The sequence below is a fragment of the Bacillus sp. SM2101 genome (assembly GCF_018588585.1).
Lineage (GTDB): Bacteria > Bacillota > Bacilli > Bacillales > SM2101 > Nanhaiella > Nanhaiella sioensis.
This window is the reverse complement of sequence record NZ_JAEUFG010000023.1, coordinates 12442-14140: the sequence shown is the minus strand read 5'-3', so window position 1 is coordinate 14140 and position 1699 is coordinate 12442. Positions and strand designations below refer to the sequence as shown.

The 1699-nt window shown below is 37.4% G+C and carries 5 protein-coding genes; all 5 read left to right on the top strand.

Annotated features, from left to right (window positions below; translation table 11 throughout):
- The first annotated feature begins 57 nt into the window (after positions 1-57).
- From JM172_RS18355 to rpsK, 5 genes are read left to right on the top strand one after another with little or no spacing between them, the layout of a single operon-like run.
- Positions 58-393 (top strand): KOW domain-containing RNA-binding protein, encoded by a 336-nt coding sequence (locus JM172_RS18355; protein ID WP_214483833.1) that lies wholly within the window; start codon positions 58-60, stop codon positions 391-393.
- Positions 371-589: a translation initiation factor IF-1 gene (gene infA, locus JM172_RS18350; protein ID WP_003348578.1), complete on the top strand. Its 219-nt coding sequence runs from the start codon at positions 371-373 to the stop codon at positions 587-589. The genes JM172_RS18355 and infA overlap by 23 nt, the downstream gene beginning before the upstream one ends.
- A gap of 33 nt (positions 590-622) precedes the next feature.
- The gene (gene rpmJ, locus JM172_RS18345) at positions 623-736 is read left to right on the top strand and encodes a 50S ribosomal protein L36 (protein ID WP_017473641.1); all 114 of its coding nucleotides are present in this window, start codon (positions 623-625) and stop codon (positions 734-736) included.
- Between the two features lie 21 nt (positions 737-757).
- Positions 758-1123 carry a 30S ribosomal protein S13 gene (gene rpsM / locus JM172_RS18340; RefSeq protein ID WP_214483832.1) on the top strand — a complete coding sequence of 122 codons (366 nt, stop codon included), beginning with the start codon at positions 758-760 and terminating at the stop codon, positions 1121-1123.
- A gap of 19 nt (positions 1124-1142) precedes the next feature.
- Positions 1143-1532 (top strand): 30S ribosomal protein S11, encoded by a 390-nt coding sequence (gene rpsK / locus JM172_RS18335; RefSeq protein WP_214483831.1) that lies wholly within the window; start codon positions 1143-1145, stop codon positions 1530-1532.
- Positions 1533-1699 lie beyond the last annotated feature (167 nt).

Sequence of the window (1699 nt, the reverse complement as noted above, 5' to 3'; positions counted from 1 at the left end):
TTATTACAGAGACTGGTTATGAAATTTTAACAAAAGCCTAAGTGAAGGTGATAATAGTTGAACGATTCTGATTCGAGTCCGCGCATAGGTCAGTTTGTTTTAATCACTCAAGGCAGAGACGCTGGACAGTATGCAATAATTATAAAAAGTGTTGATGAGCGATTTGTTTTACTTGCGGATGGAGAAAAGCGAAAATATGATCGGCCAAAAAAGAAGAATATTCAACACCTTGAGTTTTTTGATTACGTATCTCCGGAAGTTCAGAACAGTATAAGTGAAACTGGTCGTGTGACAAACGGGAAATTGCGCTATGCATTAACAAAGTTTGTCAATGAGCAAGTTACTGATTTGAAGAAGGGAGAGCTTTTAGATGGCGAAAGACGATGTAATTGAAGTTGAAGGTACTGTCGTAGAAACATTACCAAATGCAATGTTTAAGGTAGAACTTGAAAACGGACATACAGTGTTAGCACATGTTTCAGGTAAAATTCGTATGCATTTCATTCGAATCTTACCAGGAGATAAAGTTACTGTAGAATTATCACCATATGATTTAACTCGCGGACGGATTACGTACCGCTTTAAATAATTAAACTCCGTTATTACCAAGGAGGTTAGAACAGTGAAGGTAAGACCATCAGTTAAACCTATTTGTGAAAAATGTAAAGTTATTCGCAGAAATGGAAAAGTAATGGTTATTTGTGAAAATCCAAAACATAAACAAAAACAAGGATAAGCATAAGGAGGTGCACGTATAATGGCGCGTATTGCTGGTGTAGATATTCCTCGTGATAAACGTGTTGTAGTATCATTAACATATATTTTTGGTATTGGACGCACAAAAGCAGAGAAAATTCTAGCTGATGCAGGAGTTTCAGAAGATACTCGTGTGCGTGATTTAACTGAAGAAGAATTAGGGAAAATCCGTGATATCATCGACGGCTATAAAGTAGAGGGTGACCTTCGTCGTGAAGTATCATTAAATATTAAACGTCTAATCGAAATCGGTTCATATAGAGGAATTCGTCATCGTCGTGGATTACCAGTTCGAGGACAAAATTCTAAAAATAATGCTCGTACACGTAAAGGTCCACGTCGTACTGTAGCGAATAAGAAGAAATAGTAAAGGAGGTTCTTAAGAAATGGCACGTAAAACAAATACACGTAAACGTCGTGTGAAAAAGAATATTGAGTCTGGTATTGCACATATTCGTTCAACGTTTAATAATACAATCGTTACGATCACTGACGTTCATGGTAACGCGATTTCTTGGTCTAGCGCCGGTGCATTAGGTTTCAAAGGTTCTAAAAAATCTACTCCTTTTGCTGCTCAAATGGCTGCAGAAACGGCTGCTAAGACTTCTATAGAAAATGGCTTAAAAACACTTGAAGTAACTGTAAAAGGACCTGGAGCTGGACGTGAAGCTGCTATCCGTGCACTTCAAGCAGCAGGACTTGAAGTTACTGCAATTAAGGATGTTACACCTGTTCCACATAACGGATGTCGTCCACCAAAACGTCGCCGTGTATAATTTCTCTGTATAGATTTTGAATTCATGTCAATAATGGGTTATGATAAATCATTTTTATTGCGAAACAGATTAATTATTTTAGTTGTTGTGCACATTCGGGAACTTATTATTGGGGAATTTCGGTTAGACATCCATAGACAAACTAACATTAAATTGTCTAGCCGGGG